This window comes from Streptomyces sp. 1-11, assembly GCF_007176755.1.
Classification (GTDB): Bacteria; Actinomycetota; Actinomycetes; order Streptomycetales; family Streptomycetaceae; genus Streptomyces.
Genome location: NZ_BJTV01000007.1, coordinates 386,466 through 412,403, shown reverse-complemented (window position 1 = coordinate 412,403; position 25,938 = coordinate 386,466). Strand labels below are relative to the sequence as shown.

The 25,938-nt window shown below is 68.7% G+C and carries 28 protein-coding genes and 1 pseudogene; 10 read left to right on the top strand and 19 right to left on the bottom strand.

Going from position 1 to position 25,938, the window contains the following annotated elements; genetic code table 11:
* Positions 1-95: 95 nt before the first annotated feature.
* Complete coding sequence (locus TNCT1_RS18200; RefSeq protein ID WP_143633222.1) at positions 96-1,082, bottom strand: alpha/beta fold hydrolase; 987 nt, start codon at positions 1,080-1,082, stop codon at positions 96-98.
* 143 nt (positions 1,083-1,225) lie between these two features.
* Here TNCT1_RS18200 and TNCT1_RS18195 point away from each other — a divergent pair, with 143 nt between their 5' ends.
* A complete protein-coding gene (locus tag TNCT1_RS18195; protein WP_143633219.1) occupies positions 1,226-1,831 on the top strand; it encodes a helix-turn-helix domain-containing protein in 606 nt (201 codons plus the stop codon).
* A gap of 79 nt (positions 1,832-1,910) precedes the next feature.
* Here the strand turns inward: TNCT1_RS18195 and TNCT1_RS18190 are convergent, their stop codons facing one another.
* Both TNCT1_RS18190 and TNCT1_RS18185 read right to left on the bottom strand, forming a co-directional pair.
* Positions 1,911-2,387, bottom strand: a complete 477-nt coding sequence (locus tag TNCT1_RS18190) for a hypothetical protein (RefSeq protein ID WP_235902694.1) — start codon at positions 2,385-2,387, stop codon at positions 1,911-1,913.
* A gap of 16 nt (positions 2,388-2,403) precedes the next feature.
* On the bottom strand, positions 2,404-3,678 hold the full coding sequence (locus TNCT1_RS18185; protein ID WP_143633216.1) for a serine hydrolase: 1,275 nt from the start codon (positions 3,676-3,678) through the stop codon (positions 2,404-2,406).
* Between the two features lie 473 nt (positions 3,679-4,151).
* On the opposite strand from TNCT1_RS18185, the gene TNCT1_RS18180 reads away from it, so the two are divergent.
* Positions 4,152-4,694 carry a DUF4232 domain-containing protein gene (locus tag TNCT1_RS18180; protein ID WP_143633213.1) on the top strand — a complete coding sequence of 181 codons (543 nt, stop codon included), beginning with the start codon at positions 4,152-4,154 and terminating at the stop codon, positions 4,692-4,694.
* Positions 4,695-5,135: 441 nt separating this feature from the next.
* On the opposite strand, the gene TNCT1_RS36970 is transcribed toward TNCT1_RS18180, so the two are convergent.
* The gene (locus TNCT1_RS36970; RefSeq protein WP_143633332.1) at positions 5,136-5,321 is read right to left on the bottom strand and encodes an RHS repeat domain-containing protein; all 186 of its coding nucleotides are present in this window, start codon (positions 5,319-5,321) and stop codon (positions 5,136-5,138) included.
* Positions 5,322-5,449: 128 nt separating this feature from the next.
* A pseudogene (locus tag TNCT1_RS36965) lies at positions 5,450-5,572 on the bottom strand (hypothetical protein); the annotation flags it as partial.
* A gap of 447 nt (positions 5,573-6,019) precedes the next feature.
* Between TNCT1_RS36965 and TNCT1_RS35570 the strand changes: the two are divergent.
* Positions 6,020-6,604 carry a CAP domain-containing protein gene (locus TNCT1_RS35570; protein WP_160160405.1) on the top strand — a complete coding sequence of 195 codons (585 nt, stop codon included), beginning with the start codon at positions 6,020-6,022 and terminating at the stop codon, positions 6,602-6,604.
* Between the two features lie 348 nt (positions 6,605-6,952).
* Here the strand turns inward: TNCT1_RS35570 and TNCT1_RS18160 are convergent, their stop codons facing one another.
* Entirely contained in the window at positions 6,953-7,330 is a 378-nt protein-coding gene (locus tag TNCT1_RS18160; protein ID WP_143633205.1) for a nuclear transport factor 2 family protein, read from the bottom strand.
* A gap of 296 nt (positions 7,331-7,626) precedes the next feature.
* On the opposite strand from TNCT1_RS18160, the gene TNCT1_RS18155 reads away from it, so the two are divergent.
* Entirely contained in the window at positions 7,627-8,490 is an 864-nt protein-coding gene (locus TNCT1_RS18155; protein ID WP_143633202.1) for a GNAT family N-acetyltransferase, read from the top strand.
* Positions 8,491-8,754: 264 nt separating this feature from the next.
* Here the strand turns inward: TNCT1_RS18155 and TNCT1_RS18145 are convergent, their stop codons facing one another.
* The 3 genes from TNCT1_RS18145 to TNCT1_RS18135 all read right to left on the bottom strand — a co-directional run bounded on the left by TNCT1_RS18145 (position 8,755) and on the right by TNCT1_RS18135 (position 11,354).
* The gene (locus TNCT1_RS18145; protein WP_143633198.1) at positions 8,755-9,435 is read right to left on the bottom strand and encodes a bifunctional 2-polyprenyl-6-hydroxyphenol methylase/3-demethylubiquinol 3-O-methyltransferase UbiG; all 681 of its coding nucleotides are present in this window, start codon (positions 9,433-9,435) and stop codon (positions 8,755-8,757) included.
* Positions 9,436-9,689: 254 nt separating this feature from the next.
* Positions 9,690-10,106 (bottom strand): DUF2690 domain-containing protein, encoded by a 417-nt coding sequence (locus TNCT1_RS18140; protein WP_143633196.1) that lies wholly within the window; start codon positions 10,104-10,106, stop codon positions 9,690-9,692.
* A 246-nt stretch (positions 10,107-10,352) separates the two neighbouring features.
* Complete coding sequence (locus TNCT1_RS18135) at positions 10,353-11,354, bottom strand: peptidoglycan-binding protein (RefSeq protein WP_235902692.1); 1,002 nt, start codon at positions 11,352-11,354, stop codon at positions 10,353-10,355.
* Between the two features lie 489 nt (positions 11,355-11,843).
* Between TNCT1_RS18135 and TNCT1_RS18130 the strand changes: the two genes are divergently transcribed.
* Together TNCT1_RS18130 and TNCT1_RS18125 are read left to right on the top strand one after the other, a co-directional pair.
* On the top strand, positions 11,844-12,587 hold the full coding sequence (locus tag TNCT1_RS18130) for a peptidoglycan-binding protein (RefSeq protein ID WP_160160404.1): 744 nt from the start codon (positions 11,844-11,846) through the stop codon (positions 12,585-12,587).
* A 35-nt stretch (positions 12,588-12,622) separates the two neighbouring features.
* Positions 12,623-13,528 (top strand): XRE family transcriptional regulator, encoded by a 906-nt coding sequence (locus TNCT1_RS18125; RefSeq protein ID WP_143633193.1) that lies wholly within the window; start codon positions 12,623-12,625, stop codon positions 13,526-13,528.
* A 68-nt stretch (positions 13,529-13,596) separates the two neighbouring features.
* On the opposite strand, the gene TNCT1_RS18120 is transcribed toward TNCT1_RS18125, so the two are convergent.
* Positions 13,597-14,010: a VOC family protein gene (locus tag TNCT1_RS18120; protein WP_143633191.1), complete on the bottom strand. Its 414-nt coding sequence runs from the start codon at positions 14,008-14,010 to the stop codon at positions 13,597-13,599.
* A 178-nt stretch (positions 14,011-14,188) separates the two neighbouring features.
* The gene (locus tag TNCT1_RS18115; protein WP_235902689.1) at positions 14,189-15,127 is read right to left on the bottom strand and encodes a hypothetical protein; all 939 of its coding nucleotides are present in this window, start codon (positions 15,125-15,127) and stop codon (positions 14,189-14,191) included.
* A 199-nt stretch (positions 15,128-15,326) separates the two neighbouring features.
* On the opposite strand from TNCT1_RS18115, the gene TNCT1_RS18110 reads away from it, so the two are divergent.
* Positions 15,327-16,331, top strand: a complete 1,005-nt coding sequence (locus TNCT1_RS18110; protein WP_143633187.1) for a helix-turn-helix transcriptional regulator — start codon at positions 15,327-15,329, stop codon at positions 16,329-16,331.
* Between the two features lie 69 nt (positions 16,332-16,400).
* On the opposite strand, the gene TNCT1_RS18105 is transcribed toward TNCT1_RS18110, so the two are convergent.
* Positions 16,401-17,687 carry a M48 family metallopeptidase gene (locus TNCT1_RS18105; RefSeq protein ID WP_143633185.1) on the bottom strand — a complete coding sequence of 429 codons (1,287 nt, stop codon included), beginning with the start codon at positions 17,685-17,687 and terminating at the stop codon, positions 16,401-16,403.
* Between the two features lie 622 nt (positions 17,688-18,309).
* Between TNCT1_RS18105 and TNCT1_RS18095 the strand changes: the two genes are divergently transcribed.
* Positions 18,310-19,845, top strand: coding sequence for a DUF1254 domain-containing protein (locus TNCT1_RS18095; RefSeq protein ID WP_143633183.1), 1,536 nt, complete (start codon positions 18,310-18,312; stop codon positions 19,843-19,845).
* A 50-nt stretch (positions 19,846-19,895) separates the two neighbouring features.
* Here the strand turns inward: TNCT1_RS18095 and TNCT1_RS18090 are convergent, their stop codons facing one another.
* From TNCT1_RS18090 to TNCT1_RS18070, 5 genes are all read right to left on the bottom strand, one after another.
* Entirely contained in the window at positions 19,896-20,204 is a 309-nt protein-coding gene (locus TNCT1_RS18090) for a hypothetical protein (protein WP_143633181.1), read from the bottom strand.
* On the bottom strand, positions 20,201-20,479 hold the full coding sequence (locus tag TNCT1_RS18085) for a hypothetical protein (protein WP_143633179.1): 279 nt from the start codon (positions 20,477-20,479) through the stop codon (positions 20,201-20,203). The genes TNCT1_RS18090 and TNCT1_RS18085 overlap by 4 nt, the downstream gene beginning before the upstream one ends.
* A 136-nt stretch (positions 20,480-20,615) precedes the next feature.
* A complete protein-coding gene (locus TNCT1_RS18080) occupies positions 20,616-21,170 on the bottom strand; it encodes a dihydrofolate reductase family protein (protein WP_143633177.1) in 555 nt (184 codons plus the stop codon).
* Positions 21,171-21,242: 72 nt separating this feature from the next.
* Entirely contained in the window at positions 21,243-21,962 is a 720-nt protein-coding gene (locus TNCT1_RS18075) for a helix-turn-helix domain-containing protein (protein WP_143633175.1), read from the bottom strand.
* Positions 21,963-22,076: 114 nt separating this feature from the next.
* Complete coding sequence (locus TNCT1_RS18070; RefSeq protein ID WP_143633173.1) at positions 22,077-22,754, bottom strand: HdeD family acid-resistance protein; 678 nt, start codon at positions 22,752-22,754, stop codon at positions 22,077-22,079.
* A gap of 215 nt (positions 22,755-22,969) precedes the next feature.
* Here TNCT1_RS18070 and TNCT1_RS36675 point away from each other — a divergent pair, with 215 nt between their 5' ends.
* Entirely contained in the window at positions 22,970-23,104 is a 135-nt protein-coding gene (locus tag TNCT1_RS36675) for a hypothetical protein (protein WP_268894175.1), read from the top strand.
* 41 nt (positions 23,105-23,145) lie between these two features.
* On the opposite strand, the gene TNCT1_RS18065 is transcribed toward TNCT1_RS36675, so the two are convergent.
* Positions 23,146-24,297, bottom strand: coding sequence for a cellulase family glycosylhydrolase (locus TNCT1_RS18065; RefSeq protein ID WP_143633171.1), 1,152 nt, complete (start codon positions 24,295-24,297; stop codon positions 23,146-23,148).
* A 269-nt stretch (positions 24,298-24,566) separates the two neighbouring features.
* A complete protein-coding gene (locus TNCT1_RS18060) occupies positions 24,567-25,130 on the bottom strand; it encodes a cysteine hydrolase family protein (RefSeq protein WP_143633169.1) in 564 nt (187 codons plus the stop codon).
* Positions 25,131-25,460: 330 nt separating this feature from the next.
* Here TNCT1_RS18060 and TNCT1_RS18055 point away from each other — a divergent pair, with 330 nt between their 5' ends.
* Positions 25,461-25,871, top strand: coding sequence for a VOC family protein (locus tag TNCT1_RS18055; RefSeq protein WP_143633167.1), 411 nt, complete (start codon positions 25,461-25,463; stop codon positions 25,869-25,871).
* Positions 25,872-25,938: the final 67 nt, after the last annotated feature.

Here is a 25,938-nt window from a genome sequence, read left to right as displayed (position 1 = left end):
CCCGGCCTTCACAGCCCTGTGGCCGGCCCGGCGGTGCCTGCCGTACCCCGCGCCGAACTGTTCCATGTGCAGAAGCCCCGGCCGCGCCTGGCGGTTCAACCCGTGAGGGTGTTGAGCCAGCCGATCAGCAGACGGTTGACCTCCTCGGGGCGTTCCTGCTGGATCCAGTGGCCGCAGCCCTCTACGAGGTGGGAGGCGGCCAGGCCGGGGAGGGTGGTGGGGAAGGCGTCGATGGCGTCGGACATCCAGGTGGTGGAGGCGTCCAGGGCGCCGCCGATGAACAGGGACGGCTGCTTGATCGGGGCTCCGCGGTGGGGGGCGAGGTCCTCCCAGTCGCGGTCCACGTTGCGGTAGCGGTTGAGTGCGCCCGTCAGACCCGTGCGCTCGAACTCTCCGGCGTACACGTCGAGGTCGTCCTCGGCCAGCCAGGCCGGGAGGATGCCGGCGGGAAAACGGTCACGCAACTGGCCGCCGTGGGCGACGAAGTGCGGGTCGGGCTTGCCCTGGGCGGGCATGGTGTCGGCGGACAGGGCGGCGTAGAAACCCGCGAGCCAGCCCCGCACGTCAGGCTCGATCTCCGTCTCGGCGCGCCCGGACTCCTGGAAGTAAGAGACGTAGAACTCCTGCTCGGGGCCGCCGATCTGGCCGAAGATGTCGGTGGGGCGGGGCCCGCCGGGTGGCGCGTACGGGACGCTCAGCAGGGCGACGGCCCGGAAGACCTCGGGGTGGAGCAGGGCGGAGGTGGCGGCGATGTTGGAGCCCCAGTCGTGGCCGACGACCACCGCGTTCTCCTCGCCGAGGGCGTGCACGAGGGCGACGTTGTCCTCCACCAGGTCCAGCATCCGGTAGGCATCGGTCGCCGCAGGCTTGGAGGAGCGGCCGTAGCCGCGCACGTCGAGGGCCACCGCCCGGTAGCCGGCCGCGGCGAGGGCCGGGAGCTGGCGGCGCCAGGAGTACCAGGACTCGGGGAAGCCGTGCACGAGCAGGACCAGCGGGCCGGTGCCCTGCTCGACCAGGTGCAGGCGCCCGGCAGGGGCCTCGACGGTGCGGTGGTGGAGTGCGGCGGACGGCTCGGGCTGCATGGGGTCTTCTCTCGGTTCGCGGGTGGACGCAGGTACGCATCGATCATGCGACGCAGCGGCCGTCCACCGCGATTACCCTTGCCACTCTGGCAAACTTGCATGACAGGACGGTGGAGCGGCACGTCCGTAAGGGGGCAGAGCAAGTGACAGGCGACGACCTGGCCGACACACTGGCGGCGATGGGCCCCCGGCTGCGGGCCGCACGCGAACACCGCGGCTCCACGCTCACCGGCGTCAGCTGCGCGACGGGCATCTCCCCGAGCACGCTGTCGCGGATCGAGACCAGCCGACGCAAACCCACCCTGGAAGTGGTGCTGCGGTTGGCGAAGGAGTACGGCGTCTCTCTGGACGAGCTGGCCGGCACCGCTCCGGCCGCCGAGCCCCGCACCTCCGCGCTCCAGCGTTTCGGCGACGACAAGGCGGTGCTGCCGCTGACCCGGTACGTCGGGGGCCTGCACGCCCACAAACACGTCCTACCCGCCGTCCAGGAGCCGCCCGCGCGTCCCCGGCAGGCCTCCCACGACGGCTGGGAATGGCTCTGCGTCCTGTACGGGCGGCTGTGGCTCGCACTCGGCGACCAGGACCTCGTCCTGAGTGCCGGGGACGTCACCGAGTTCGACACCCGCAATCCCCATGGGGTCGCGAACGCCGGCCCCGGCGGCCCCGTCGAGTACTTGATCATGTTCGGACCGCAGGGAGAGCGCCTGCGACCACGCACCCCGCCCGCCCCCGGCCCAAGGGCCCGGTAGCAAGGCAGCGAACGAACGGCCTGACGTCCCGAATACGCCCAGGATGCCAGGCCTCTTCCTCGTCCGGCTGAGTTTGCTGCTATGGCAGGGTGCCGACCGTGTAGGTGTCATAGATGTCGAGGAGGTCCTCCTCGGCTTCCAGCCACACCTCCGGCGGCATCCGGCAGACCAGGGCGGTCAGCCGGGCGACGGCGGTCAACCCCGGCAGCCGGTCGGCCTCCTCGGTCAGCAGAGGCTCGGTGCCGGGCCACTCTGCGATCAGCGCACGCAGACAGTCGTACCGGGCGCGGTCCTCGGTGAGGGCCGGACGGTCGTCCGTGACGTGCCAGAGGCCCGCCGTCGGGACCGACCGGCACGCGGCGACGAGGAGCCGCCGCAATGCCGGGTCCGCGTCCGCCCACGAGGCGGGGAGGTCCAAGTCGGCCAGGGCCGCCGCGGCCTTCTCCTCCGCCTCGGTCAGCCGGTCCGGGGCGATGCCCAGCGCGGTCAGCCCGTAGGGGGGCTCACCGTGCCAGTGCAGCAGGCAAAGCACCTGCGGACAACGGGGCACAGGCACGTCTCACCTCATCCCATCAGGTAGTGCCTGTCGTAGTCGTCGAGCGCGGGTTCGTCGCAGCGACATCGATCAGCCTGGGCGGTGGGTGCTGTTCATATGGACGTCGGCGACCGGCGAGCGGAGCACAGTGCGTGATCGACGAGAGTCGTGACGTCCTGGTGCTGCCGAGTGGCGCTGCTTTCGTCTCCTGGTCGGCTGTGCAAGGAGACCGTGATGGTGGTCCGGCCGTCCGAAGTCGTGGCAGGCCATACCAGGTAGCCGAATCCGTCGCCGCTGTGCCCCCAGTATCCGCCGCCGCAGGACAGTGGTGTCCAGAACAGGCCGAGCCCGTCGCGCGTGCCCGGTGGGAAGCCGCGGTCGCGGGGACTTCGAAGGTGCGCTGCATCTCGGCCAGTTGGGTGGGGGCCAGAAGCCTGCCTTGCACCAGTGCCGTGAAGAACCTGTTGGTGTCGGTGTTCGTGCTGATCACCGACCCGTCGGCGTCGGCGTCGAAGGGCAGGTAGGCGATCGTGGTGTCGGTCACGGCACCACCCGGCTCGAACTGCTGGTAGTTCCGGGCATGAGGGCCGGGCAGGAACGGCCAGTTGCCGGGTGTGAGAGTGCGGGTGAGCCGCAGCGGACGAAGAATCCTGGCCCGGACCTCGTACTCCCATGAATGGCCCGTGACCGCTTGGATGACCATGCCCAGGAGAACGTAGTTGGTGTTGGAGTACTCCCAGCCAGAACCGGGTGCGAAGGACGGCGCATGCTGCATCGCGAGGGCCACACGCTGCCGGGAGGTGTAGGTGGCCCAGCGGTTCGCGCGATACCCGACCGCGCTGAGGTCGGGGACGACGTCGCCGATGTAGTCGGGCAGCCCGCTGGTGTGCTGAAGCAGTTGGCGCAAAGTGACCCGGCGCCCGTCATTACCGTGGCCGCGGACCAGGCCAGGCAGCCACGCGTCCACCGTGTCGTCCAGCGACAGGCGGCCTTCACCGACGAGCTGGAGCAGTACGACCGCGACGAACGTCTTCGTGGCGCTGCCGATCCTCACGTACCCGTCCGCGGCCACAGGCTGCCCGGTGCTGAGATCGCCGACCCCGCTGCGGACTGTCCGCACTCCGTGAGGCGTCTCCAATGTCACCGATACGCCCGTGACGCCGTCGTCCCGCAGGGCGTCGGCATCGCGCTGCAGTTGGGACAGGCGATCAAAGGGCGCCGCCAGGGATACTGCCGGAACAAACAGCGTCAGAAGAGCGACAGCGAACGCGGCCACTGTACGACGACTGATCCGACTCAGCGTGATCGACATGAGGCAACGCTATGAACGGCACGTGCGGCGAACCATCCAGTCACCCGGAGGTCCCGTCCTCGGGTTCTCCACAGTGCTGCACCTGACGTCGGCCACCGCCTTGGACCCGCCGCAGCACATGAACACCCGCCCACAACAGAGAACTGTCACATGAGGTCACTCCATCAAGAGCATGCTGAGGTGGGTGTATGCCGTGCCCTGCTCGGTGAACTGCACGCCGTTTTCGCCCGCCACACGGGCGCCGCGTGTCCTGGGCGCTGACGGCGCTCCCTGATACCGGAAGACGGACTCCAGCGGGCTCAACCTGCTCATACAGTCGCGCCGCCGCCTTCACGGCTGCCATTGCCCCACCGTGCGCGGCCGAAAAGGTTGGCCGGCGCAACGAACCGCCGCCCGACATCCAACGTCTACAGGTGCGTGGGTGCGCACTGACCTCGCGCACCGAGTCGTATTCGAGGGGAACCGAACACGTCATGAAGACCAAAATGGCCGCCGTGGCCCTTGCGGCGATCGTCGCCGCCAGCACCGCCGTCGCCGCCGTCCCGGCCTCGGCCGCCACCACCAAGGCCGCGCCGACGCGTTGCCACACCGCCGACCTGAAGGCCGGTTTCGCCACCAGGGACGACGCGAAGCCGGAGATGGGGCAGACCGGGAAGCAGACGCAGGCGTTCATCTGGTTCACCAACATCAGCAACCGCACCTGCACCCTGTCCGGCTTCGCCGGTGTCGACATGGTCGGCGCCCAGAGGACCGACGGCACCTGGTCCCTGGTGCGCTCGGCCAAGAGGCCCACGAAGATCACCCTGGGGCGGGGGGACACGACGGACTTCAGCATCAATCTGCTCCCCGTTGCCAGGTCCACGCCGCAGAAGGAGAAGTTCGTCCCCGCGACGTTCCTGGTCACCCCGCCGAACGAGACAAAGCACTTCACCCTGAAGTGGCCGTTCGGCGGCCAGATCCTGAAGCAGGACGGCGCCACCCACCCGGGCACCTACCTCAATCCGGTCGGGCAGTAATCCCCCGCGGCCGCGCGGTCGGGGCTCCAGGAGGGCCTTGACCGCGCGGCGCTCGTCCATCGCGCGGTAGCCCTCGGCGTCCTGGTCCAGGGCGCGCGGATCCGCCCACGCCTCCAGCCTCTCGAAGCCCTCAGCCGTGGGACTTCGGTGGCGACCGCCACTCGCGGGCTGATGCTGACCGGTGTCGTAATTGCGGAAGATCAGTGTGCGTCCTGACGCCGTGAGCCGGGACATAGAGCCCGTCGGATCGTAACTCCGCTCGCTGGCCGCGTCGGTGGGCGTCGCACGGCGTACGACACGACCCAGTTCGTCGTAGCCTAGAGTCATCGTGTGACCGTTGACGGTCTCCGACCGCAGGAGACCGGTCCCGCAGCCGGGTCATGGTCGAGTCCGGACCCACCGCGCGCGTCAGCTCGTCGAAGACATCGTGCTCATACGCCGTCACCGCCCCGCCCACGTCTTGCGGGCGAGCTGACCGACGGCGGCGTAGACATAGTGCACCGTCTGGCCGGCAGCGTTGGTACGGGCCGTCAGTTGACCGGCCGCGTCGTAGGCGTACTGCTGCGTACTGCCGTCGAAGTCGGTCTCGAGATGAGCCGGCCGCCTGGATCGTAGGTGTACGTCCAGGTGTCAGGCCCCGCGGATCGGTTACCTGACGCAGCCGCAACTCGATGTCGTGCCCGAACTCGTAACGGGCGCCGTCCGGTTCCGTTCGCGCCGTCAGGCGGTCGAAAAGCGCCGTACTCGTACACCGTCCGCCCGCCGTCGGGGGTGCTGCGGGTGAGCACCTTACCTTCGCCGTCGTAGGTCCACTCGTGTTCGCCGCCATAGGGATCCGCGCGGCGCAGCAGTCGACTCGCGAACCACCGGTACGTCACGTACCGTTGCTAGTAACGGCACGCACGCGGAACTCACCTAGGAAGGTGAAGACCATGCCGCCTCTAGACGGACTCGTGTCCAGCCGGTCTGGTCAGGAAGCCTGGTGCTTTTGCCGTAAGTGCTGGGGGTTGTTCTACCAGGGGGAGCCATCTGGGCCCAAGGGCAGTTGCCCTGCTGGCGGGGCTCACGAAGCGCAGGGCTTCAATTTCTACCTCCCCCACGATACGGACCTCCCCTTCACTCAGTCGCATTGGCGCTTCTGCGTTAAGTGCTGGGGAATGTTCTGGGAGTCAGATCAGCCGGGACCTCAGGGGCGATGCCCGAAGGATAACAATCCCCATCAGGCGCAACCGCCATCCCAGAGCTTCACATTCCATCTCCCTTGCAACGTGCAAGAGGCCCCATGGTCACAGGCGGGCTGGCGATTTTGCTGGAAGTGCTTTGGCATGTTCTTCGAAGGAAGTGAACGAGGCCCTGAGGGTCGGTGCCCGCAGGACAGCAACGCCCATGAAGCCCGGCCCGACGACTTCCGTTTTGTCCTTCCGCACTGGGGCTTCCCTTCGGACGTCGGCACTTCGGAAAGGCACCAGATTTTCGATCTGGTCAACATGACGCGCCAGCACCAACCGCGGCCCTGCGCAAGCAACCTGCAGATTGACTTGCGTCTGGACGGTCTCGCGCAAGCTCACAGCCAAGACCTTGCTGAACATCCGGGCCTCTGGAACAAGCTCACTCCCGACGGCTGGCCGGGGCATTACGGTTCCAACGGCAGCTTGCCAACTGAGCGGATCAAGTGGGCAACAGGCGCCACGGGGCAAGAAAACGTAGCCATGCAGTGGGCCACCGGGAATGCTCCACCCGCACTACAGGCCGTACTTGACTCGTGGATGAGTGATGCTGCCCATAAGGGAACACTGCTCAACTGTGCCTTCAAGGCGACCGGCATAGGTTTCTCCGTTGGTCACGGTAAAGCACCTGACGGTTCTGGCCGGGATGCGAATTTCTATTATCTCACCCAGGACTTCATTTAGCCTCGACCTTGCATGACGGTCCGCCGATGGGGTCGGTGGACCGTTTTGCTTTCCGTGGTTGTTGGTGGGCAGGCCATCCAGGCAGAGCAGCTCAAGCGCGATCTGGAGGATCTACAGCCAGACCGTGTTCTGCGCGATGTGGTGCAGGGGCAGGTTGCGCAGGCCGGACTGGAACCGCCCCTGGGCACTGGACTGCGACCTACGCCTCCGGGCCAACCCCGTCGAGGTCCGCGTCGGTCCGCCGCGGCGGACGCCCCCTCGACACCGCAGCCTGACCAACCGCGAACCGCAGCCCCCGAACGCCGAAGGGCAAGTTGAGGGGGAGAAGGACAGCGGCAGAAGGATGGCTCAGGAGGCGGACGGCTCGATCTCCCCCGCGAAGACGATGACCTGGTCGATAAGGCTCCGTCGCAGATGGACGATGTCCGTTCCCGCCAGGCGGGGGCCTCCGTCAGGCGTGGTGAAGACCCACCGGTACCGGGCCCATTCGTCCGGCATGTCCACCGCTGAGCAGCGCACCATCGTGCCGGTCCCCGCCGGGTGGCGCCGGATGTCCAGCACGAACTGCTCGACCGCCGCGATTCCTTCGCTGCGACCCAACGGTCCCCAGAAGACCACGTCTGAGGTCAGGGCTTGGGAGAGCAGGGCAGTCACATAGCTGTCGTCCGAGGCGTTGAACGCGGAGATGAACGTGTCGATCGCGGAGCGTGCGGTCTCTTCCTGCATGCCCCAGTAATACCAGCCCTTTCGCGAGCGCTCGTCCTACGAGCCGCCTTCCGATGTGCCGGAAGGTGTAGGCGTGGCCGTCCTCGTCCCACGAGGTGCAGCCGATGAGGTTCGGCCCCGGCTGGAAAGCGGATCCGTCCATCCGCCGAGCCCTGCCCGCCTACCTCCGCGAGGCCCCTGCCCTGACCGGCAGGGGATGGACAGCGCGACCCACCCGGCACCCGCCCGTGTGCCGGCCCTGCCGCCGGACGGAAAACCGGTTTCATGGCCGCCAGTCCGACCGGGACCATGCCGGCATGGATCTCGCTGCCTGGCACCTCACCCACGACCTCGACGACTTCCTCACCCGCGGCACCGGCTTCCTGCGCTCCCGGCCGGCCCTGCACACCGTCCCCCTGACCGTGACGGACATGCTGCGCCGGCAGGGGCTGCACGTCTACGGCGACGGAGCCCCGCTCTTCGGCACGCTCGAGGACGCCCGGGGCGGCGTACGGGCGGTCCTGTTCCACACCCCGCCCCAGGCCCTCAGCCTCACCCCGCTCGCCGCCCAGGACGCCATGGCCCTGGCGGAGCGCCTAGCCGACCTGCGGCACCCGGTGACCCGCATCAGCGCCGAACGGGACACGGCCGAGGCCTTCGCCGACGCGTGGCCGCTGCGCACCGGGGTGACGGCCGTCCTCGATGCACGCCAGCGCCTGTATCGGCTGGTCGAGTTGGCCGTACCCGAACCGCCGCCGGCCGGCCGGGCACGGGTCGCCGGGCCCGGTGATCGGGAGCTGCTGATGCGCTGGCACGACGAGTTCGTCGTGGCGGCGGGTCTGCGCATGGGCAGGGAACCGGGCGAGTGGGCCGACGCCCGTCTCGCCTACGGCGGCATCACCCTCTGGGAGGCCCCCGACGGCACCCCCGTCTCCATGGCGGGCGCGACTCCGGAGATCGCCGGCCAGGTGCGGGTAGCCCCTGTCTACACCCCGGCGCACCTGCGGGGCCGCGGTTACGCGGGCGCGGTGACGGCCGAGGTGAGCCGTGCCGCCCTGGAGCGGGGCGCGACGGAGGTGCTCCTCTTCACGGACCTGGCGAATCCGACGAGCAACGCGCTGTACCAACGGCTCGGCTACCGAGGGGTCGCGGACTTCGCGACGTACGCGTTCGAGGACTGAGGGACACAGCTCCCGCCCCTGCGGCAGTAGTTGTAGTGCAGGCCGGTTTCCGGGTCGTAGTACTGGCCCGGAAGGCGCAGGGGCGTATAGGTGGTGCTGTTGTCCGCCCATGCCGTTGCTCCCCAGAGTGTGCTGCGGGTGCGCCAGGCGATGTCACCGTGTTCGTCGATGAGTCGCTCAGGGTGACTAACGAAAAAACGCCCCCGGCCCCCGACCTCGCCCGCACTGGGTGGCCGGTGTCGGGCCTGCTGTGAGTGGAGTGGCTCAGCGCAGCCGTCGCGCACGCAGCACCAGGTCGTCGGTATGGTGCGCGCCGGCGCCGCCGTCGGGTGCCACGCGTGGTCGCTGCTCGTTCACCTCGACCTTCCAGTCGTCGGTGAGCAGGGCGGCGACCATCGAGGGCCAGACGTAGTCAGCCGGGTCGAAGCCGCTGTCGTGCGCCTGCTGGGTGTCCATCCCCGCGTGGTGGACAAGCAGCAGCACGCCGCCGGGCGCGACGGCCGCGAGCAGCGCTCGCTCGGCTGCGGCGTCGGGGGTGCGCAGCAGGGCTGGATACTGCGCGGAGACCAGGTCGAAGGAGGCCGGCGGGAGCGCCGCTTCCGTCAGCGCGGCGTGCACCCAGCGAACGACGACGCCTGCGTCCCGCGCGTGCCCGGCAGCCCGCTCCAGCGCCACGCCCGAGACCTCGAGCGCGGTCACGTCCCAGCCGCCGCGCGCGAGCCAGACGGCGTCCGCGCCCTCGCCGCAGCCGACGTCGAGCACCCGCCCGGGCGTGAGCCCGGCGACCTCGGCCACGAGCGCACCGTTGGGCCGGCCGCTCCACAGCTGTTGTCGGTCGGCGTATCGGTTGTCCCACTCCGCCCGCACCGCGGGGTCTCCGACGTATCCGTCGTCAGGCAAGGAAGTGTCAGGCGCGGGCGATCCCGCTGCGATGTTCTCGGTCACGGGCCCAACGTCACCCATCGTGGCCCGGTCACGCCACTCTTGTTGCCGCTCCGGCAAAACGGCGTCCAAGAGGCGAGGAGCAGCCGGGCGTAGGCGTACTGGACGTCATCGACACAGACCGGCCGCGGCATCCTTGACCTGCGCAGTCGGTCGGACGGCTGGGCTTACGTAGTCGGTCGGACGGCTGCGGGACGACCGCGCGGATCCGGCTGCGGCGCAGACGGAGACGCGCGGCCCGGGGGCGGCGCCGCCCGTCAGTAGCTGCTGGTGCAGTCGGTGTCGTAGGAGCCCTGGACCTTCCACGTACCGCACGCCCAGGCCTTCACGTCCTTGTCGTTGACCATGACGCTGTAGAAGTGGCCGCTGCCGTTCGTCGTGTACTGCTTTCCCTGGCTGTTCTTGATCACGATCTTGGAGCCGGACGGGGCGCTGATCCTGAAGCGGCCCCAGGCCGCCCGGCAGGAGGGGCTGTAGCGCAGTTCCATGGCTGTGACCGGGCCGGAGCCCTCGGCCACCGTGCGGGCGTCGTTCGCACAGGTCGTGTTGCCGGGGTTCACGCCGTTGCAGGAGGAACCGAGGCAACTGGTGGCGGCGGAGGCCGAGGGCGCGGTGACCAGGCCGCCGGCCAGCAGCGCTCCGGTGCCCAGGAGGACGGTCGCGAGGTGCTTCATGGGATGCCTTTCCGAGTCGGATCGGGGTGTCGGGAGCCGGCGGCGGGACTGCCGCCGGCGTGGGTGATGTCCTGGTGATCGCTTGCGCGGGTGTACCGAGTCGGGCCGTCCGGGAGCGGAACGCACCGAACCCCTGTGGGTGGCGGCGAGCGGCCGCGGGCGATTCGCCGCGGCCGGCCCACCCCCGCCGGCGGGGACGGTGCCCGGCCGGCGTCCAGGGCGAGCCGGGCGCCCCGCGTGAAGGCATCAGTAGTACGTGACGTCCCAGTGGTTGGCCCAGGACTCGTCGGCGTAGTCGATGAGCGTCCTGCCGCCGGAGGTCACGCGCCACACCCAGGCGCCGTCACCGCGCTTGTGGTGCTTCCTGGAGTGCGCGTGGATGTAGTTGGTGACGCACGAGGTGCGGGCCACATCGACCTTGTAGCCGTTCCAGTGGCTGTACGTGCCGCCCGCGTGGCCGGTCTCCGTGCCGCCGGTGATGACGATGCGGCAGCCGCTCTTCTGCTTCAGGCTGATGACCCCGTCGACGGTGCGGGCTCGGATGTCCTGCAGGCTGGTGCAGTTCTTGTTGTTGCGGTTGGTGCAGTTGCCCGAGGAGGAACGGGTGATACCGGCCGCCCGCAGCCGTGCCGCGGCCTGGGCGTCGCTGAGCTTGCCACCACCACCGCCGCCACCGGCGCCGCCGCCCCGCACCAGGGCGGCCCACGTCTGGACGTCGACGATGCCGTTGGCGGTCAGGTGCTTGGCCCTCTGGAAGGCCTTCACCTTCGCCGCGGTGCCCGAACCGAAGACCCCGTCGGCGGTGAGCGCGTAGCCGTTGTCGGTGAGCTGGCGCTGCGCGGCCTTGACGCCCGCACCCCTGGAGCCGGACTTGACCGTCATGACCAGCTTGGCCCAGGTGTTGGGTCCGACGATGCCGTCGGCGGTCAGGTGCTTCGCCCTCTGGAAGGCCTTCACCTTCGCCGCGGTGCCCGAACCGAAGACCCCGTCGGCGGTGAGCGCGTAGCCTCGCGCGGTCAGCAGCAGCTGGACAGTGGCCACGTCCACACCGCGCTGCCCGGACTTGACGGTCGGCCAGGTCGCCTGGACTGCGACGCCGGCGCTGGAGCCTGGCTGCACCTTGTCGGGCAGGGCGGTCGCCGCAGCGGTGGTGGCGCCGGCTGCCGTGACGCCGGTTGCCAGGCCCATGGCGAGGAGCATGGACGCGGCCAGGCTTCGGCCGGGTCGCCTTCGTGTGGTGGTGAGCATGATGGTGGTGGTTCCTTTCCTTGATCTGCTGTCAGGTGCGGCCTGAGAAGGCTGCTGCGCGTGAGCCCGGGTCGGAACCGCTGCCGTTGATATGACGACACCCCTGCTCGGGTGCGTCGGTGCCCGCATGGATCAAGTCCTTTCACGGCGGGGTGTCAGCGCGGCATCCGTGGGCGACCTGCGACGGAAACGAGCATGGCGGCGCCGGGACCGCGCCTCCAGCGCATGGTGGGCTCAGCGACGTCCCGGGATTTCTCAGGCCTGTCACCTGCGCATTCGCCTGAAGCTGCAAGTTCCCGGGACAGCTCACCGATCCTCACCGGCCCTCGCCCGTGACCGAGGCGCGTTCGCCCCCGGCCTTGTGGCCCCGGGCCCCACCGATGACCGGAACCGACCTGCGCGCAGATGTGCCCATGGGGAAGCCACGTCGCACCGGTGCCGGCACTGGCCATACTCAGCAGGAGCGGCGGCACCGCGGAAAGGAGCAGAGTGAGGTGGAAGGCACTGCCACCGTCGTTGGATGCGAACGGGCGACGGTTCGTCAGCACGCTGCGGCAGTTGAAGGATCACAGCGGGCTGACACTGAAAGCCCTGCAGGCGAAGACCTATTTCAGCGCCTCGTCGTGGGCCCGATATCTGAACGGCACAGCCTTCCCTCCGGCCGCGGCAATCGAGGCTCTGGCCCGGATCACCGACGCGGATGTCGGTTCCCTGCTGGCGTTGCGCGCTGCCGCGGAGAAGACATGGAACACGGATGAAGTGAGTACGGCGGCCGCTCCCGGGCACCGGTCGGAGCGGACGAAGGACGGCCCGGGCGCAGACGGCCCACGCATTCGCGTCCTGGCGCTGTCCCTGACCGTGGGAACGCTTCTCTTCTCCGCCGTGCTGTCCGTGGCGCTCATCCTCGACACCCATCGCTCGGCGCCCGGCGCCGCGCCGGGATCAGACAACGGTGTCGGCAAGTACGACTGCCGCTACACACGGCGTGGCGATCTGCTCTTCGGCGGGAACAGCACCACGTCGTCCCGCCAGGTGATGCTCAACAGCACTGGTCCGGACGTAGCCGAGGTGCAGTGCCTGCTGGTGCGCCACAAGTTGTCCCCGGGTGATGTCGACGGGTACTACGGGCACCACACCCAGGCCCAGGTCGAACGCCTGCAGGAACAGGACCACTTACCGGCCGATGGTGTCGTGGGAGAGGACACCTGGCGCCTGCTGCGGCATGTGCAGTGATCAATGACCGGTATGCCGAAACGGGGGTTTCGACGATGAGGAAGTACCCGAAGGGGACACGGCCGCGCCCGCTGCCGCCCGCACTTCCGGAGGCCTACGCGCACCTGATCAACGGAATGCGGGAACTGAAGGACCGCAGCGGCCTGACGCTGGCGGAGCTGGCTGATCTGACCACCATCAGCAAGTCCTCCTGGGAGCGTTACCTGAACGGCAAGCAGTTCCCACCCCGGCACGCCGTCGACGCGCTCTGTCTGACGGTGCGGTCGCCGGACGCGGACATCATGGAACGGTGGGTGCGCGCCGAAGCGGTCTGGAGCGGACGCGAACCAGGACTCGCGGCACATGGTCAGCTCTCCCCCACCGTGACTGGGAACGCGTCAGGTAAAGCCACGCTCCCAGCACCGGCAGGAACTCCTGAGCCAGAATCGGCCCGGTCACCCGGACCGGTACGCGCCCTCTTGCTGGCCGCCTCCGAGAAGACCACGGAACACCCCGCAGTCACCGCGATCGGCGTGCTACTCGCCTCAGCCATGATGATCGTCCCGGCCGCGCTCTACCATGCGTCCCACGACACCGCCCGGGCGTCCTCGATCCTCCCGCCGATCTGCCGGCTGAAGTCGTGTTCCGGCCGTGACCCCAGGACCACCGCGTGCGAGGACCCGAAGACACTGGCGTCCTACACCGCGGCGGACGGGACCCGCCTCGAACTCCGCCTCAGCCCCCGGTGCCAGGCCGGCTGGATCCGTGCCCGCCCCACCCACGCCGGCTTCCGCATCGAGATCAGTTCTCCGGGGCAGCGCCCCCGCGGCAACACGGCGACGCAGGCATCCGGCGAGGACTTCGTCACCACACCCATGATCTCCGCACCTCAGCCCTCCCGCCTGCACGCCTGTTACTACCCCTCCGCCGACCGGCCCAGCAGAGAGTGCTTCGACGTCTAGTGGCCCTAGGTGGCTGGGACGTTGGTGACGTGACCTGATGAGCTCGTGCGCGCTGAGCGGTGAGGCTTCTAAGCCGGCCGTCCGCCGGTCTCCTGCGGTGCCAAGGTGCGCACGACGTCGAACTCGTTGCCCTCGGGGTCGGCCATGACCACCCAGTTCCGGTCCGGGCCCTGGCCCACGTCCACCTTGACGGCGCCGAGACCGAGCAATCTGGTCACCTCGTCCTCGGTGCTGCGGTCGATCGGGCTGACGTCGAGGTGGAGCCGGTTCTTGACGGTCTTGCCCTCAGGCACCCGTATGAACATCAGGGTGGGCGGCATCTGCCGGGCCCGGACTTCCTCGACGGTCGGCACCCAGGAGCCGATCTCGACCTTGCCCTCGCTTCGGTCGATCACCTGGAAGTCCAGGACCTCGCACCAGAAGGCCGCGAGCCTCTCCGGATCCTGGCAGTCGACGGTCAATTCGGTGAACCTGCTTGTCATGCTTCTCCCAGATAGTGCGGACGGGGCCCAGCGTAGGTCGCCCGCCCGGCAGATCCGAGATGTTTTCGGCCCGAGACATCGAACGGGCATGGTCTGACGGAGACCGCCCTCCCCCGCCGTGCCTCACCTCAGGGCGGAGGGCTCGCGGGACGCGCAGAATCCGCATCGGCCTCGCCCGCTACCGGCATGTGGGATCGGAAATGGTCGAGACGGTGTAGGGCGGTTGCCCCGCCGGCTCATCGAGCTGGCTGTTGACCACGTAGAGGCGGCAGTCGTGGCGAGCTAGGGTGGTCGGGAGGTCGAACCGGTCACCGGTGATCCGATAGCGCACCCTCCCACTGTGCAGCCCCTTGCCCAGCTCGGCGATGTAGACCCCGGCGGGCGCACCGTAGTTGAGCACCGCATAGAGATACCGACCGTGCAGCAGCATGCCGTCGGCTCCGAACGACGTTCCGCCGAGCTGCACCTCCTCGACGGCCTTCGTCTCGGTGTTCACCCGCCACACCGCCTCCGTGCCGTTGGACGCAACGAGCAGCGTCCTGCCGGTACGGTCAGCCGTGATGCCGTTGAGCAGCCAGTACTGCGCCGGGAACTGGGGAGCTGCGCTGCGGATGTCGAACCAGGGCCGCAGCGGGCCCAGTCGACCGGCGCGCAGCTCAGCCCGGTGGATCACGGGATTGGCCCAGTCGGTGACGTAGACGGCGTCTTCGGTGATGACGAGATCGTTGAGACTCGCGGCGCCGAGGGGACCGTCGGCGGCGGTGCGGCGGGCGACCAGCCGCCCATTTCGATCGTGGACCGTCAGGGTCGAGCCGCCCACGGAGAAGACGCGGTGGCGGGCATCGGTGTGCACGCCTAGCGCGCTCGGACGGTCGGCGATGCCCTGAGCGGCGAAAGGCCGCAGCTCGGCGTCACCGATGCGTCCCGTGAACAGCCGGCCCGTGCCTTTGGAGGTCACGTACATCGTGCCGTCCCGCTCCACCGCGACTCCCTCTGGCAGGATGCCGGGATCCCGCGAAACGACGTAGGAGTCGGGAAGGTCTCGAGCACCTGCGGGAACTGCCTGGCCGGCCGCCGCGAGCAGCACCGAAGCCCCCAGACAGAACAGACGTGTCATGACACGCATCCATCCACCTCCCGGAAGAAGTCACGCCGGGACTGCAGCATCAGCCCCTACGCGAAGCCATTTGACGAACCATCGGCGATTGCGCCGGGTCGCAAGCCTGCGCCAATCAGGCGTGCTGCCGCGACGTTCCGTGCCATGATTCGATCAGGTTCGAAGGGACAGCCGCGGGACCGGACAGCCGGGAGGTTCGTTGATCGAGCTCACCGTGGACGCCGCCGGGCTCGCCCGTTCCCGCTTCGCCGTCTCACCGTTGCACGAGGCCGTCGCCACCCTGCTGCCCTGGGGCATGCGCCCGGCCCCCGATGCCGACGTGTGGGTCGCCCGCGCGCGACGTGTGCTGCGCCGGCACCGGGCTCGGCTGCCGCTGTTGTCCGAACTGGCCCTGGACGCGGGTGGGTACGTGCCCGACTTCCTCAGCCCGCATCCAGTCGGCCCCTCCCCCAGCGTCGAGGAGGAGCTGGAGCGGGTGCGATGTACCCCGCCCGAACGTGTCCTGGGTGAGCTGCGGGCGCTGCAAGATGGGCGACCGAGCAACGGTCTCGCCGGTTGTGAGCTGCCGCCGGCGGTACGGCGGGCGGTGGCGCGGGGCGGCGCGTACGTGGCACGACAGGCGGCGGACGAGCTGCGGAGCTACTGGGAGCTGGCCTTCGCCCCGCACTGGGAGACCGCCAGGAGCGTTCTGGACGCAGAGGTCGAGCGATGCGCCGGCGTACTGGCCCGGCAGGGAGCGGCCAGGCTCTTCAACTCCCTGCACCCCGGCATCCGATGGGCTGACGGCACCCTGCTCGTGGAGAGCAGGTTCCAGATCACGCTGCCCGTGCCCCTGGTGATCGTCGTGCCGTCACTCGTCGCGACCCGGCCCGCCGTGGCCGTGGACCCGACGCGTGACGGAGCCAGGCCCCCGATGCTCGCCCACCCCGTGCGCGACAAAGCCGTCGCCGACACCGTCATCCCAGCAGCCCCGTCCACCGAGACGGCCCAGCTGCTCGGCCCCACCCGCGCAGCGCTGCTCGCCGCCCTGGCACAACCGGCCTCCACCGCTCAGCTGGCAGCACGTCACTTCCTCAGCCCCGCGACGGTCTCGTACCACCTCGGCGTACTGCACCGGGCCGGCCTCGTCACCCGCACCCGGTCCGGCCGGTCCACGCTCTACCGCCGCACACCGAACGGATCCCGGCTGGCGGGCGGCCGGTAGACGGACCGGAATTCCCGCTCGCCACCCGCCACGGAGTGCGTCTGGATGACGGGTGGGCCGATCGGAGGCTCAGTCCACGAGGCCGTCGCGCAGCAGGCGCCGTGCCACCTCGGTGCGGGCCGCGGCGAGTTCCGCGGTGATCCGCTCGTTCCGGTGGTCCCGTGGCACCACCTGAGCCGCCAAGGGCCCGCCGGTGAGCAGGCAGGCTCTACGCAGGTGGGTCGGCGGGTGAGTGGCGTCGACCTGATGCCCGCGCCGGGCTCCGGCCCGCCGCTGCCGTTCGTACTCGTGCTCGGGGACGGACGCCGTGTAGGCGGCGAGCAGTCCCCACAGTTCGTCGGCGCGGGCCTTCGCCTCCCGGGCGGACCTGGACCCGCCGAGGGCGGCGCGGTTGGCTTCGCTGCGCAGCAGGACGGCGAGCGAGTTGGTGATGAGCAGCCGGTCCATGAGGCCCACAGCGGCCTGGGTGGAAGCGGTGCGGGCGGCCAGCCGGTCGGCCAGGTATTCGGCTCGTGTCCCTGCTCGTGAGGTCAGCCGGACGAGCAGCACCAGCAGCCCTCGGACCAGCAGGCGTGGCAGCACGTATAGGGCGTTGACGGCCAGCTCCAGCGCGGTCGGGTCCGGAAGCGGCTGGAGGGTGTGGTGCCACAGGGCCAGGGTCCGCACCGCCGTGCCGACGACGAGGCCGTTGCGTGTGTCGCCGTTGGCGTAATGGGCCAGTTCGTGGCCGAGCAGGGCGATCCGCTCCTCGGGCGTGAGGACCTCCCACAGCGGCATGCCCAGCACGAGCAGCCGCCGGCCGCGCACACCGTAGGTCATGACGCTCGCGTTGATGCTCCCGTCCACGGCGATCGCGTGCACGCTGCGGGTGCCCACGGACTGCGCCACCTCGTCCACCAGGGCGAAGAGTTCGGGCGCGTCGGCCCGCAGCAGCACGGGCCGGTCGTCGGGCAGGCGGCGAACCCGCGGAGCGAGCGCCCAGAACAGGACCAGAAGCACCAGACCCGGCAGCACGCCGACGCCGCCCCAGCCCGCCACCACGCACCAGACACCGCCGATGGCGAGCGCGAAGGTGACACCGTGCACGATGAGAGCGAGCACGGTGGCCGTCACCGCTGACGCGTCGCGCCGCGGGCGCAGTGCCTGCCCGCCCAGCATCTCGGCGAGCAGCCGCTCCCCGTGCCGTCGGGCCAGGGCGCGCTCGGCCCGGTCCAGCGGGCCCCGGTCCGGCTGCGGCTCCTGCGGGTCGACGTTCCAGTCGCAGGCGGCGCACCAGACGGCGAACCGGCTGTCACCGCGGATCTCCGTGCCGCATTCCGGGCACGCCTGTCTCGTTTCTCTGGCGGTGTCGGGCATCACAGCGTCCCCCTCCTCCGCGGCCCTCCCCGAGCCGCTACCTGCTGGTACCGGCCGATCTGATCACACGGCGGGGCCGCGGTGATCGGTACGGGCTGAACCGTGATCGCGCCGAAACCGTCCGCGGGGCGGCGCCGGGCAAATCGGTCGAGGGGTACGCACAGCAGCGGTTCCGACTACGACCTGGGCCTGCACAACCGGCCACCGTGGGATACCGCTGCTCGGCGCGGCAACGGACGTGGGGAGGCACCGTTCATCTTGGCCGGCGCTCGCAAGGGAGCGGCTCGCGGTGACACCTTCCACGTCGCCGGTTGCCGCTTCCGCGCGGCCGCGGCGAGCGGTGCAGTTGACGGCGAAACGATTCTTTCCCCGCCGCCTTCCAACGCGGACCAGGGGACCGTGGGCCATGACCTGCCGGGCCCGGTTGCCGGGGCACGGACGCGGTGATCTACTCGAAAAAGGCAGGTGCGTTGGAGCACTCGGCCCCGTAACACCATCTTGAGCATGGCGCACAAAGCCGCACATTGACGTGCACCGAGAGAGTCGGCACGTCGCAGGTTCGTCCTCGGTTCGCGTGGTGGCCACAAGCCGTGCTGTCCACCCACACGAGAGGAGTGCGGTGATGGCATCCTCAGCTCCCGGCCACCGTCCCGTACAACGCTTGCGGCACGGTCTCGCCGAGGCGGCGACCGGTATCGGTCATACGGCGGCCGTCTCCGGAAAGGCCACCGCGGCTGCCGTACGCCACCCGGGGCAGACCATTGACCGCGCCAGGAAGATGACGCGGGCCGTGCCTGTGGCCTGGCACTCGGTGAAGCCGACGCTGACCGGCCGGATGGACGACTGGCGCCGCGAGTACGCGTACACCCTGGGGGAACAGGCGTTCGTCTACGGCTTCCCCTACATCTACAACGCCGTGCTCCGCCACCGCTGGGTGACCCAGAAGCCCGAGACGGAAACGACGCCCTACGCGCCCGTGAACCATTTTTGGCACGCGAGCAGGCTCTGGGACGCCTCGGACCGGGAGGGTGTTTCCCCCAACAACGACACGCTGTACTCCTGGGCGTGGGCGGACCTGCGCGAGGAGCCTCTCATCCTCTCGCATCCGGACATGGGCAACCGCTACTTCACCTTCGAACTGGTCGCCTTCACCTCCGACAACTACGACTACGTGGGCATGCGGGCGACGGGATCGGAGGCCGGTGACTTCGCCCTCATCGGCCCGGACTGGACCGGCGACCTCCCGCAAGGTGTGCGCCGCACGGCGACCGCGCCCACCCCATGGATCCTGGTGGTCGGGCGGACCCTCGTGGAGGGCGTGCACGACCTCCCTACGGTCCACGCGCTGCAGCAGCAGTACAGGTTGACGCCGCTCCACCTGTTCGGCAGAGAAGGCGTCACGCTCCCGGAACGCCGCGACGTACCGATACCGGTCGACCCCGCCAAGGATCCGCTCGGGCCGTGGAAGACGCTCAACGCGATGCTGGCCGAGAACCCTCCGCCGAAGCACCACGGCGTACTGCTCCGGCAGTTCGCGGAGATCGGCATCGGCCCGGGGATGGACGTCGAGGCACAACCGGAACCGGTGAAGGAGAGCCTGATCCGGGCCGCCGCCACCGCCGTGCCCATGCTTGAACAGCAGCTGCTCAGTGGCCAGTGGGGCGAGCTCGTCAACGGCTGGCGCTATCCTCCCCCGCAGATCGGGCACTTCGGGGACGACTTCCTCAGGCGAGCCGCCGAGCAGTCCCTGGTGGGCATCGCCATCAACGATCCCGAGGAAGCGGTTTACCTGGCGGCCTTCACCGACGGCGACGGCGAAACGTTGACCACCGGCCGTTACGAGCTCCACTACGAGGCGGGGGCGCTGCCTCCGGTCGACGCGTTCTGGTCGCTGACCGCATACGACGAGGACCGGAACCTGATCCCGAATCCGATCCACCGGTACTCCATCGGAGACCGCACCAAGGGGCTGGTCAGGGACGCCGACGGGAGCTTGACCCTCTACCTGCAGCCGGACTCACCGGGGCCGGGCCGGGACTCCAACTGGCTGCCCACGCCGCAGCAGGGCATCTGGTTCGTGGCGCTGCGCATGTACCTTCCAAAACCCGAGGTCATCGACGCACAGTGGCACTCCCCTCCGATCACCCGTGCCGAGTGATATCGCCGACGTCGTCGGTCCACGGGTGTCGTCGAGGAAGCCGATATCGATTAATCGACCGAAACCCAAATGAGGTCACAAACGCGAATCTGCCGCTCGGAAGGGTAAATGCTGTAATTGAAGAATACGTTCTCCCAGGGAATAGGGATGCTATACCAGACGATTCCGTTGATATCAATCGGAAGGCCTGGTGGTGTCTTGCCGACTTCCACGGCACTGCCGACTTCCAGAGCCAGTGCCCGCAGAAAACGTACGATCGTTTGTTGCAGTTGAGCCGCTCCCGACGCCTGCATATCCGCCAGCACCTGGGACGCCGTGGCCTCGGTGACAGCCGTCCAGCCCATGGACTCTGTGCTCAACTGGCTTCCTCTACGACCTCAGGCAGCGGGACGAGCCCGCGACCGGCGACGGTATCGGCCAGACGCTGTTCGCGTCCGGGAACCCCCTCGAACATCGCTTCCATCCACCAGAGGCTCATCACGTCGTTCAGCCTCTCACCCTGCTCCGCCCCGCCGACGGCTGCGAAGAAGGCCATGCGCCTGCCGGGGCTGAGCGCCTCACCGATGGCGTTGATCGTGCGTGGTATCGCCGGCACCCGCGGGTCCGCTGTCGGCCGCTGGCCGAGTTCACTCATGTTGCTTCTCCTGGATCCATGCGATGAGAGCGAGCCAATCGCGCTGTATATGAAAGATACTTGCCCATCGCCGATCACCGCGAAGATCTGAGAAAATGCGTCGCAGCGCCTGCGCCAGCCTTATAGTGCCGCTGGCTCAACGTCCCGGGCGGTAGGTCGCGATGATCACCCCGCTGCTGGTCGGCCGGGCGCTCGCCAGCCGCAGCTTCTTCAACGCTGTGTCGTCGGCGAACAGCTTCTTGCGGCCCTCGCCGGCCACCACCGGGTGGATCAGGAGCACGAGTTCGTCCAGCAAGTCCAGTTCCAGCAGAGAGCGCACCAGCGTCGGGCTGCCCGCCACGGTGATGTCCTTGCCCTCGGCCGCCCTGAGCTCATTGACCGCAGCCGCCAGGTCACCCTTGATCAGCGTGCTGTTCGCCCAGTCGTCGACGCTGTCCAGTGTCGAGGAGACGACGTACTTGGGCGACTCGTTGATCCACTTCGCGAAATCGGCGTCCTCACCGCTGGTCACCGTCGGCCAGTATCCGGCCCACTCGGTGAACGTCTTCCCACCCAGCAGGATCGTGTCGGCGCTCTCCAGCGTGCCGGCCAGTGTCGCGCCCATCTCCTCGTCGAACTCGAACTGCCATTCGTTGGGGGCCTGTACGACACCGTCGAGCGACATGAAAAGACCTGAGACAACCTTGCGCATGATTCCTCCGCGGTGATCCGGGGCCGTGGCTTGTTGCGGCCACTGGGCCGCCCCGTCGACTACGGCAAAAACCTAGGCAGGCGCCCATGGGCAGGTCTTGTACAGAAGCGACAGCGGCTCCGCCGCATCCGGCGCGCCCAGTTGCGTGGCGGTTCGCCCCACGTACCGCTTCAGAGAACGCGCCAGGTGCGGCTGGTCGAAGTACCCAAGCCGGTGCACGACCTCGTGGGCCGGTATCCCCTCCTGGATCAGCACGGCTGCCTGGCGGGCCCGGTGGACCTGCCGGATGGCGCCCTGTGTCTGGCCGGTCGCCGCGACGAAGCGCCGCTGCAGAGTTCGAGCGGAGACATCCGGGGCCGCGCCGCCGAGTACCGCGGCAACGGTCGGATCCAGGTCCACGATGCCCTCTCGCACCATCCGCAGCACGAATGCCTCGGCGTTGTGGAAGTCGGGAACGTGCCAGGCCGACCCCTTCAGCCACAGCGACCGCCTCGTCACGTCGGGGATCGCCGCATTGCCGCCCACCAGCCGGCTGTCCGGAATGTGCGGCATCGAGGTGCCCAACGCGAAACTGATCCCGAAGAAGACGGCATCCCGCGGGACCGGCGCACGAGACGCCTTCGCCTCCGGCCCCAGCACCGCCGCCCGCACCTCGCCGCGGTGTTCCCAGAACACCAGCTCCCAGTGCGACGTCGCGACCGACATGATCGCGCTGACGTCTCCGCTGCGACTGCGCCACACCCGCTCTATGTACGGCAGTTCCGACGGACGGCTCTCGATCTCCAGACTCAATCCTGGTTCCCCTCCACAGGCAACACCCCGCTTCCGAACCGAAGTCTGACACTCCTCTGGCCAACCAGCCCCGACTTCGGGGCCAGTGCAGGCGCCATCCGGGACTGGACCCGATCAGTGCTGCGGATGCGGACGTGTGTGGAACAGGGGGCGCCGCTGCGTGGGCGTGCTGGAAGCCAGGCGGCCGATCTCGACGCGTGTCGTGATGGCGCGGACCACTTCGGTGAGACCCAGGACTATGGCCATGACGCCCGCTACGAGGGTGAGCGTCGCGATGGAAGCGAACGGCATGACGATCATCACGATCCCGGCCAGAGTGCCGATGATGCCGAAGGCCACGTGCCAGCCGCGCGCCGGCATGGTCTGATCGGAGGCCGCAGCGACCGTCTCCAGGGTCCCGCGCATCAGCCAACTGAAGCCGATCCACAGGGCAAGCAGGAAGATGGACTGCAAGGTGCCCCGGAAGCAGATCAGTCCCAGCAGGATGGAGACCGCGCCGGCGACGAAGTGCAGCACGCGAAGGTGCCGGGCGACGTGGGTGCCGAACGCGGCGGCTAGTTGGAATACACCGGTGGCCAGCAGGTAGACACCGAAGAGTATGCCGACGACGCGCAGTGTCTCGCCCGGCCAGACCAGGGCGATGACACCCAGAGCAATGGTGGCCAGGCCCATGGTGAGCAAGATCTGCCAGCCCAGATTCGCCACGGCGGACATGCCTTCGGCCAGCGGGCCTTCTTGAGGTTTGGTGTCGCTTGGTGGCACGGAGCCATGGGAATCGGAAGGAGATGTCATGGCACCTGCCTCCTTTTCGGAGCAGCGTCGTAACGTCCTTACATCTCCATCGTCACCCGATCAGCCTCATACTGCTCGGTGGAGAGGGGCACGCTGAAGCCCTCTTCCCGCAGCGCTTCCGCGGCCCGCGACCGCGGCCCGAACACGCTGGTTACGGCCCGATCCGCGCGACCGAGAGCAGGCGCGCGGACGCGATCAGCGCCTTCGCCGGGGCCGTGCAGTTCGTCTACCTGAACGCAGCTTGGTTCGCGATCTTGGTGACCCGGAGGATGCAGCAAGGGCTGCTCGATGCGGCGACCGCGCTGCCGCCGGGCTTGCGCACCGGTGTCGTGGGGGCGGTGCAGGGGTGAAGGGGCGCGGCACGGCGCCGCGCCCCTCTGGGGGTGGCGGCTCAGTCGGCGCGGCTGCCGCGGACGACGCAGGAGGCGTTGTTCTCCCAGCCCCAGCCGTCGCCGTCGGGGTCCGAGGCGCTGCCGTTGACACAGTACGGATAGCCGTTCGGCGCCGTGCCGCCACCGCCCGTGCCGCCGCCCCCGTAGACGGTGGCGATCCGCGCGGTGGAGGCAATGCCGTTGACGCCGTCGAAGATGCGGCTGCCCCAGGTGGTCATCGAGCCGGGGTTGAACCCGTTGACCATGTCGAGGTAGGAGACGTCACCGCCGTTGCCGCTCCAGGACCAACCGAGGTAGCCGAGGCCTTTGGACTGCGCTGTGGCCATGATGGTGTCCTCTTCGACGTCGCCATCGCTGTGTTTGAAGCCGAACTCGCCGATGACAATGGGCAAGTGGGCGTTGACGAAGGAGTTGAGGTAGCCGTTCACCTTGTCGGCGCTGTTGTAGACCCCGTACATGTGCACTGAGAAGATGGTGTTGTGGTCGGGGTCGGAGGCCAGGACGGTAGAGGCGTTGTTACGCATCGTGGCCGACCAGTCCTGGCCCCAGTTGGGCGCGTCGACCATCAGGGCGTGGTGGAAGCCGGCTGCACGCATCTGGCCGATGGCGCTCTGGGTGGCGCTGGTCCATTGTCCGGTGTTGTTGTTGCCCCAGGGTTCGTTGCCGATGTTGATGACGACGTAGCTCTCCTGACCGTCAAGGGCGCTCTTGACGCTCTTCCAGTAGGCGACCGCTTGGTCCAGTGAGGCGGCGGCGCTGTCCTCGCCGTAGCCAGTGGTGTCGTGGTCCTCCAGTACGCAGATGAGCTTGTGCTGCTTGCACTGGCCGATGATGGTGGAGATTTCGGCGGCGCTGGTCTTCGTCCAGCGATTGCCGCCGCCGAGGACCACACGGACGGTGTTGGATCCCTTGGCCGCGATGTCGCCGATGGCACTGGTCTGTCCGGGGTACCAGACGTATGCGTGGCTGACCCCGCGCATCACGAAGTCCGAGCCGTTGCCCTCGACCACCCGGCCGTTGCTGACGTGGATGCCGGCCGTGGCGGCCTGCGCGGTGCCGGTTGCGCCGAATAACTGACCCAGCAGCGCCAGCAGACCGGTGGCGGCGAGGGCCGCTGCCCGAACCCGCTTTTTCCTGAGTGGATTCTTCATCTTCCCTCCTGGATAACGTTGTCAGAGTTCGTGGGAAATTCGCACGGAGGTCCTCTCACAGGGGGTGGAGGGCGGAGAGCGCGACGCGCCAGCCGATCTTGGGAGCGCTCCCACCACGTCGCAGGAAAGGTAGGAGAGGCGCGTTGCTCTGACAAGGTATCGGGCACGAGTGCGTCGAAATATTTCGAAGACTGAGGTAGGCGGCCCGCCGCCGGACCCGGATCCGGACCCGACAGCGGACAGCGCCCGGAGTCGGCGGAGAGTGACCGCTATTGCGGTGCGATGGTTTTGAGCCAGTCGTCGACGGCGACGACATCCGCCCACTGCGGGAACAGTTTCTCGGTGAGCATGGTGTGCACCTCGGGGTCGGTGTCGAGGCAGGCGTCCGCCAGGACAGTGAGGCCGAAGTCCAGGTCAATGGCGTGCCAAAGGGTGGAGAGCACGACAGCGCTGGTGGCGATGCCGGTGAGAACAAGGCTGTCGATGTTGCGGGCCCTGAGGACCAGGTCGAGGTCGCCGCCCGAGAACGCGCTTCCCCGCCTTTTGGTAACCACGACGTCTCCCTGCTGGGGTGCGACGTCGGGATGGATCTCGGTGCCAGGGGCACCCTCGGTGAACAGGCCGGCCCGCACAACGTTTGTGATCACCTTGTTGCGAGGGCTGACCTCCGGATCGCCCGGCCGTAACCTCATCACCACGTAGATCACGGGGATGCCAGCAGCCCGGGAACCGTCGATCGCCTTGCGCAAGCGCGCCAGGTATCCGGAACCGTCGTCGGCGATGGCCACGACGTCCCGTTGGACGTCCATCACCAGAAGTGCGCTGTTGGCCATGCCTGGCGTCCCTTCTCCGTGAGGAAACGAAGGCAAGTCTGGTGCACGAAGTGAGCCGGGGTGGAGGTGTTGGACGCCGATGGGTCATCGAGCGGACCGTCCCCTGGCTGTACGGCTGACGAGCCGAGGTGACCCCGAGGGTCGTGAGCATCGCCGGAGAGGGTCGGCAGCGCTGGTGCTGCGACCGGAAGGGTTCACCGGCTCGTGAGGCCCGGCGGGATTCCGGTCACGGAACTAGGACTTGTGGTCCAGGGCGATCGGCCGATGGTCGCGCGAGAGCCTGATACCTAGGCTGCCGAGCAGGAATCGGCAGCTCAGGAAGAGGTCACGATGCCCGTCAACGGTCGTAGTCACATCCGCATCGCTCGGCCTTCCCGGAACCTGGCGGTGGCCGAGCGGTTCTGGGTGCGGGGGCTGGGACTCTGTGTGGTGTGGCGGGCCGAGGGCGGGTCGGAACCCGGTGGGCACGACCTGCTGATGGTGGGCTGGCCGGATGCCGACTGGCATCTGGAGCTGGTCCACGAGCCCGCCCGGCCCGTCGAGCCCAGGCCCACCGAGGAGGACCTGCTGGTGATCTACGTCGACGGCCCGGTGCCCGACGACCTGGTCACCCGTCTGGAGGAGCACGGCGGCAAGCGGGTGCCGTCGCCGAACCCGTACTGGAACCGGTGGGGCGTCACGGTCGAGGATCCGGACGGTTACCGGCTCGTGCTCTGCGAGCGGGGCTGGTCGAACGCGTAAGAGCGGGTGCTTGCCGGGCGCGCTGTCCCTCGCTCCTGCAGTGACCGCATGAGTTCGCCTGGTCGTG